This window comes from Gammaproteobacteria bacterium (assembly GCA_033720895.1).
Classification (GTDB): Bacteria; Pseudomonadota; Gammaproteobacteria; order Natronospirales; family JAJUFS01; genus JAWWBS01.
Map to the genome: position 1 here is coordinate 1 of JAWWBS010000083.1, position 6,959 is coordinate 6,959.

5 protein-coding genes are annotated in these 6,959 nt (G+C 62.4%); all 5 read left to right on the top strand.

The features are described 5' to 3' along the window. A partial coding sequence (locus R3217_09900; GenBank protein ID MDX1455758.1) for a TolC family protein occupies window positions 1-1,173 on the top strand: 1,173 nt, incomplete at its 5' end. Then, entirely contained in the window at window positions 1,170-2,576 is a 1,407-nt protein-coding gene (locus tag R3217_09905) for an efflux RND transporter periplasmic adaptor subunit (protein ID MDX1455759.1), read from the top strand. The genes R3217_09900 and R3217_09905, both read left to right, overlap by 4 nt. Then, window positions 2,573-5,722 carry an efflux RND transporter permease subunit gene (locus tag R3217_09910; GenBank protein ID MDX1455760.1) on the top strand — a complete coding sequence of 1,050 codons (3,150 nt, stop codon included), beginning with the start codon at window positions 2,573-2,575 and terminating at the stop codon, window positions 5,720-5,722. Before R3217_09905 ends, R3217_09910 begins: the two co-directional genes overlap by 4 nt. Before the next feature lie 8 nt (window positions 5,723-5,730). After that, complete coding sequence (djlA, locus tag R3217_09915) at window positions 5,731-6,552, top strand: co-chaperone DjlA (GenBank protein ID MDX1455761.1); 822 nt, start codon at window positions 5,731-5,733, stop codon at window positions 6,550-6,552. Between the two features lie 117 nt (window positions 6,553-6,669). Beyond that, window positions 6,670-6,959: hypothetical protein (locus tag R3217_09920; protein MDX1455762.1), on the top strand; the 290-nt coding region annotated here is incomplete at its 3' end.

Consider the following 6,959-nt stretch of genomic DNA (forward strand, 5'->3'; position numbering starts at 1 on the left):
GAACCGTTGACCCTGTCCGAGGCAGAGACGATTGCCATCGAACGCGATGCCGTCGGCGAACAATTGCGACTGGAAGCGACCGCTGGCCGTGAGGCGGCGCAGGCTGCTGCCGTCCTGCCGGATCCGGAAATCCGCTTCGGTGCGATGAACCTGCCGGTCGACAGCTTCGCGCTGGACCAGGAACCGATGACGCAATTGCAGCTCGGTTTCCGGCAGGTATTTCCCGCCGGCGACACCCTGGAGCTGCTGGAACGCCAGGGCGAACAACTCGCTGCGAGCAAGACCTGGCAGGTCGACGACCGTGTCCGGCAGCTGCGCTTTGCACTTCACCAGGTCTGGTTCCATCGGCAGTTTGCCGCGCAATCGGCCGAGCGAATAGCCGACATCGCGATCGAGGTGAAACCGGTGCTGGCCGCTGCCGAGAGCCGTTACGCGACCGGTGGCGGTCGGCAGTCCGATTTCCTGGCAGCGAAACTGAAGCTGGATCGCCTGAGCGAACGCGAGCTCGCCTACCGGGAAGTGGCGCAGGCCGCGACCGCAAAGCTGACGACGCTGCTGGGCGATGCCGCTTACCGAACAGCACGACCCGCACAGCTTCCAGAGCCAGGCATGCTCCCGCAGCAAATCGATGCCCATCCCCTGGTCAAGGCGCAGGAAGAACGGATTGCCGCGAATGAAACGGCAGTGCGGCTGGCCGAGGAAAAATTCGGGCCGCGCTGGATGCTGGATGTGAGCTATGGAGACCGTCGCGGTGTCGATGCGCTGGGTCGGGAACGCCCCGACTTCGCCTCGGCCATGGTGTCGGTCAGCATTCCCGTCTTCAATCGCGGCGCGAAGAAGCGCGAAGTCACTGCGGCCGAAAGCCGCCGCCGGGCCGCTGACTGGCAGCGGGTCGACCTGCTTCGCCAGTTGCAGGGTCGCTGGCAGGCAACGCTGGCATCCCTGCGGGTGATCGACAGCCAGCTTGCCTTGCAGGACGAGCAGTTGTTGCCGACGGCAAGAAGCTCGCGTGAATCCATGGCGCGTTCCTACGCCAATGAGCTGGTGTCGCTCGACGACCTGGTCCAGTCCCACCTCGACCTGCTCGACCTCGAGTTGCGTCGCCTGGAACTCCTGAAGCGTCGCGCCCTGTTGCGCGCGGAACTCCTCTATCTCGGAGGTACGGAACAATGAATATCGTGACCAGAAACCTCGCCTTGCTGTTCGTCCTTGCCAGCAGCTTCATGCTGCTTGCCTGTAGCTCGGAAAGCGAGCCTGGAAGCGCTTCGAACGGGCAGGAAACGTTCCAGGAGCATGCGACAAAACACCTGGATCCGACCTATGTGTGCCCCATGCATCCGGAGGTCACCAGCGACCAACCTGGCAACTGCCCGATCTGCGGCATGGAACTGGTGCCGCGTTCGCAGCAGGAGATGTCGAGCGAGGGCGAGCGCGAGATCCTCTACTACCGTCATCCACATGATCCGGAAATCATTTCCGAGACACCGGCGCAGGACGCGATGGGCATGGACTTCATTCCCGTGCATGCCGGTGGCAATGGCAGCGTGAGGGTCTCGGCCGGCATGGTGCAGAACCTCGGCGTTCGCACGGCGAAGGTCGAACGCGACAAGCTGTGGCGGCGTATCGATACCGTCGGCCACATCGATTACAACGAGGCCTTGTTGCGCCACATCCATCCGCGCGTTGCCGGGTGGATTCAGGAACTGGCGGTTCGTTCGGAAGGCGAACGCGTGCAGCAGGGAGACGTGCTGTTCCGTTTCTATTCGCCAGACCTGGTGAATGCGCAGGAGGAGTTCATCACCAGCCTGGCCAGTGGCAACCGACGCCTGCAGCGTTTCTCCCGCGAACGCTTGCTGGCGATGGACGTGTCGAAACGGGATATCGATCGCATTGCAGAGACCCGGCAGGTGATCAATCCGCTGCCGTACTACGCGACCCGTGACGAGGTGGTCGCCGACCTGTTGGTGCGCGAGGGCATGTACGTCACGCCGTCGATGGAAATCATGGCACTGGCCGACCTTTCGACGGTATGGCTTGTTGCCGATGTCTTTGCCGCGCAGGCGGACTGGGTCGCGGCGGGCCAGCCGGTCGAGGCGACCCTGGCCTACAAGCCGGGCGAAGTGCTGGAGGGTGAGGTCGATTTCGTTTCGCCGGTGCTGGACCCGAAGACCCGCACGGTCCAGGCGCGCCTGAAGTTCGACAACCCGGGTGAAGTGCTGAAGCCGAACATGTTTGCCAACGTGACCATCTTCGGCGGGCCGAAGGAAGACATTCTTGTCATACCCCGTGAGGCCTTGATCAGGACAGGTCGGGAGTCGCGGGTCGTGTTGCGGCAGGAAAATGGCAGCTTCACGACCCGCGTGGTGGTGCCTGGTCTCGAGAGTGGCGAGTTTGTCGAGATTCGCGCCGGCCTGGTAGCCGGCCAGCACGTGGTGACGTCGGGCCAGTTCCTGATCGATTCGGAAGCCAGCCTGAACGCCAGCCTCGAACGCCTGCAAGGCAATGGCGATTCCAGCCACGAGGACGTGCCCATGCCAGCTGATGAGCCGGAAGACCGTCCGGGAGAGGAGCGATGATTAACGCGCTCATAAACTGGTCCATCTGCAACCGGGTGCTGGTGCTGTTGCTGACCGGCTTGCTGGTCGCGGCTGGCGTGCAGGCATTGCGCGATACGCCGGTCGATGCCATCCCGGATCTTTCCGACGTGCAGGTCATTGTGCACACGAAATATGCAGGGCAGGCGCCGCAGGTGGTCGAAGACCAGGTGACCTATCCCTTGTCGACCGCGATGCTGTCGGTACCCGCTGCCAAGACGGTAAGAGGTTATTCCTTTTTCGGGGATTCATACGTATATGTGCTGTTCGACGACGACACGGATCCGTACTGGGCACGTTCACGCGTGCTCGAATACCTGTCGCAGGCCTCTGCGCAGCTGCCGGAGAATGTCCGGCCGACGCTGGGGCCCGATGCTACCGGTGTCGGCTGGGTGTACGAGTACGCACTGGTCGATCGCACGGGCAAGCATGACCTGGCGCAGTTGCGGTCCATCCAGGACTGGTTGCTGAAATTCGAACTGCAGGCCGTGCCTGGCGTGGCCGAGGTGGCCACCGTGGGTGGCATGGTGAAGCAGTACCAGGTGGTCATGGATCCCAATCGCTTGCGCGCCTATGACCTGACGGTGCAACAGGTGAAGCGGGCGATCCAGCGTGGCAACCAGGAAACCGGGGCATCGGTGGTGGAAATGGCCGAAGCCGAATACATGGTTCGCGCCAGTGGCTACATCAGCGGACTCGCTGATCTCAGGAACATACCGGTTACCGTCAGCGACAGTGGCACCCCGGTGCTGCTGGAAGACGTGGCGGATATCCGGCTCGGGCCACAGCTGCGACGTGGCATCGCGGAGCTGAATGGCGAGGGTGAGGTGGTCGGCGGCATCGTGGTCATGCGCTTCGGTGCGAATGCCCAGGAAGTGATCGCTGCCGTCAAGCAACGTCTGGACGAGCTGGCGCGGAACCTGCCGGACGGTGTCGAGGTGGTCGAAACCTACGATCGCTCTTCGCTGATCGAGCGTGCGGTTTCCACCTTGCAGGAAAAGCTGCTCGAGGAAATCCTCGTCGTGGTGCTGGTCTGTGCGCTGTTCCTGCTGCACTTCCGCTCGTCACTGGTGGTAGTGATCAGCCTGCCCATCGGCATCCTCGTCGCTTTCCTGATCATGCGTCTGCAAGGCATCAACGCCAACATCATGTCGCTGGGCGGCATTGCAATTGCCATTGGCGCCATGGTCGACGCAGCCATCGTGATGATCGAGAACGTGCACAAGCACCTCGAAGCGGCGGCGGACGAGGAAGGCGAAATCGACGAGGAACAACGCTGGGCACGCATCGCCGCAGCCGTTTCCGAAGTCGGGCCGTCGCTGTTCTTCTCCTTGCTGATCGTTGCCCTGAGCTTCCTGCCGGTGCTGGTGCTGGAGGCACAGGAAGGCCGGATGTTCGCGCCACTGGCCTGGACCAAAACCTGGGCGATGGCCGCCGCCGCCGGCCTGTCGATCACCCTGGTGCCGGTGTTGATCGGTTACCTGGTTCGCGGCGGTATCCAGGCAGAAGCCGTCAACCCGGTGAACCGCGGACTGACGCGCGCCTACCTGCCGGTCCTGCGCAGTGCCCTGCAACGCCCGGCCTGGGTTGTCGCCGGCTTCATGTTGTTGATCGCGATCAGTGTCCTGCCATATTCCAGGCTTGGCACCGAGTTCATGCCGGAGCTGGATGAAGGCGACCTGATGTACATGCCGACGACCTTCCCAGGGCTTTCCATCGGCGAGGCGCAACAACTGCTGCAGCAGACCGACAAGCTCATCATGACGGTGCCCGAGGTCGAGCGGGTCTTCGGCAAGATCGGCCGGGCGGAAACCGCAACCGACCCTGCGCCGCTGACCATGATCGAAACCACCATCCAGCTGAAGCCCCGTGAGGAATGGCGGGCTGGCCTGGATCTCGAAAGGCTCAAGCAGGAACTGGATGACGTGGTCGACGTACCCGGCCTGAACAATGCCTGGGTCATGCCGATCAAGACGCGTATCGACATGCTGGCCACCGGCATCAAGACACCGCTCGGCATAAAGGTGTCCGGTCCCGATCTCGATGTCATCCAGGAAATCGGCAAGGATATCGAAGCTGCCTTGCGCGACCTTGACGGCACCTTGTCGGTGTACTCCGAACGCGTTGCCGGCGGTCGCTATATAGAAGTGGACATCGATCGCGAAGCGGCGGCGCGGCTTGGTCTCAACATTGCCGATGTCCAGGAAGTCATCGCCACTGCCGTGGGCGGCATGAACATCAGCGAGTCGGTGGAAGGCCTGCAGCGCTACCCCATCAACCTGCGTTACCCGCGTGCCTGGCGCGATTCGCTCAGCCGCTTGCGCGACTTGCCGGTGGTGGCGCCGAGCGGTGCGGAAATTCCCTTGAGCGATGTCGCCAGCGTCGAAGTTGCCGACGGGCCGGCCATGATCAAGAGCGAAAATGCGCGGCCTGCGGGCTGGGTGTATGTCGACATTCGCGGGCGTGACCTGGGCTCCTATGTAGAAGCGGCCCGCGATCGGGTTGCCGAGCGTGTCCAGTTGCCGACCGGCTACACGCTGGCCTGGTCGGGCCAGTACGAGTACATGCAACGCGCCAAGGAAAAGCTGCTGCTGGTCGTGCCGGTGACCCTGGTCATCATCATGCTGCTGCTTTACCTGAACTTCCGAACCCTGCGTGATGTCGCGCTGGTCATGGTTACCTTGCCGGTGTCCGTGACGGGTGGGATCTGGTTGCTCTGGCTGCTCGGCTATGACCTGTCGGTGGCGGCGGGCGTCGGCTTCATCGCGCTCGCCGGCATCGCGGCGGAAACCGCCGTGATCATGCTGGTCTACCTGCGCCAGGCCTGGCAATCGCGCGCGTCAGATGATGAAGATTCCTTGAAAGCGGCGGTGCTGGAAGGGGCGGTGCGGCGCGTCAGGCCGATCATGATGACGGTTTCGGCTATCATTGTCGGCCTGTTGCCGATCATGCTGGGCAGCGGAACCGGCAGTGAAGTCATGCGACGCATTGCCGCACCCATGGTGGGCGGCATGCTGACAGCGACGCTGCTGACCCTGATCCTGTTGCCGGCATGCTTCTTTCTATGGCAACGAACGGCAATGCGCATGACGACACGCATGGCAACGCGTCCGCGACAAACTGAATGAGGAACTGAATGAGCTGGTGGGGCAAGGTAATCGGTGGCGGACTGGGATTCATGCTGGGCGGCCCGCTCGGCATGCTGCTGGGCCTGGTCATCGGCCACAACGTCGATGAAAAGCAGGGCCTGAACTGGGGCAACCTCGGTGGCAGCGGTGAGCGCGTGCAGGCGGCATTCTTCACCGCCACCTTCTCGGTCATGGGTCACATCTCCAAGGCCGATGGCCGTGTTTCCGAAACCGAGATCCAGATGGCGCGTGCGGTGATGAATCACATGAACATCACCGGCGCGCAGAAGGAAGCTGCCATCCGCCTGTTCAACGAGGGCAAGGACCCGGGCTTTCCGCTGCAAGGCGTAATGAACCAGTTTCGCAACGAGTGCCATGGCCGGCGTGACCTGTTCCGCATGTTCATGGAAATCCAGCTGCAGGCGGCGATGGCGGACGGCGACATTTCCGCTGCCGAGCGCGAAGTGCTGGAGAAGGTATGCGGCTACCTCGGCATCCCGAACTGGGAGCTCCGGCAACTGGAGGCATTGATCCGGGCCGCGCGCAATCGCGCCCAGGGCGGGGCAGGTTACCAGCGACGCCACGAGAGTGGCTCCAGCGTCAATCGTGCCCGCGACAGCCTGAAGGAAAGTTACGAAATTCTCGGCGTGACGCGCGATGCGACCGACGCCGAAGTGAAAAAGGCCTATCGCAAGCTGATGAGCCAGCACCACCCGGACAAGCTGGCCGCCAAGGGCCTGCCGGAAGAAATGATGAAGCTGGCCCAGGAGAAGGCGAAGGACATCACCCTGGCTTACGACACCGTCAAGGAAGCGCGGGGCATGAAATAGGCCAGGGAGCAGGCGGGGTCTTATAAAAGCCTTTGTATTCAATGCCTTGCGATAAAGGATTGCCTAAATTTCCAGTGGCGCTAAGCTCGTGGGAAGCAGCTTTCACGGGGGTGGGGCATGCATGCGCTGAGATTCCTTTCGTGCCTGGTCCTGATTCCGGTAACGGTCATGTTGTCATCCTGTGATGAAGACGACGATGATCCGGAGCCGGAGCGCTGCTTTGAAACCACGATTGCCAACTGCGGTGCGGGCCCCTGGGACCCCTACGGCATAGCGCTGGCACTGGCCTGGTATTCCGGCCAGTGCACCGAAGAAGTCTCCTGCGAAGCCGACGTCCAGACCGATCTCGCAAACGGCATCATCACCCAGGATTACATCACCAATACCTGGACGACCAGTACGGCGGA